General features: G+C 76.4%; 1 protein-coding gene. It reads right to left on the bottom strand.

Translation table 11 applies throughout. The features are described from left to right. A partial coding sequence (locus TN53_RS42890) for an acyl-CoA dehydrogenase family protein (RefSeq protein ID WP_046264344.1) occupies positions 1-377 on the bottom strand: 377 nt, incomplete at both ends.

Below are 377 nucleotides of genomic sequence, written 5' to 3'. Positions count from 1 at the left end.
GCCCCCGCCCCGTCCGCGCCGACGCGCGTCGCGGGCACGGCGTCGAAGGTCAGCCGGGCCATCGCCCGGGTGGCGTCCAGGGTTTCCATCGACTCGGCCCCAGACCCCGCCGCGTCCCCGTCCACGGCGAACAGCGTCGGGCCCGCGACGGTACGGGCGACGACGAGCAGCAGATCGGCCGTCATACCGTCGACGACGAAGCACTTGCGGCCGCTCAGCCGCCAGCCGCCGTCCCCGTCCAGCACGGCGCGCGCGGAGACCATGGCCGGGTCCCAGGAACCGTGGTCCTCGGCGACGGCGAGGGTGGCCGTGGTCCGTCCGGAGGCGATACCGGGCAGGTGGCGCGCGCAGGCCTCGTCGTCGCCGGAGGCCAGCAG

It is taken from the genome of Streptomyces sp. WM6386 (genome assembly GCF_000972385.1).
Lineage (GTDB): Bacteria > Actinomycetota > Actinomycetes > Streptomycetales > Streptomycetaceae > Streptomyces.
This window is presented reverse-complemented; position numbering and strand designations above follow the sequence as displayed.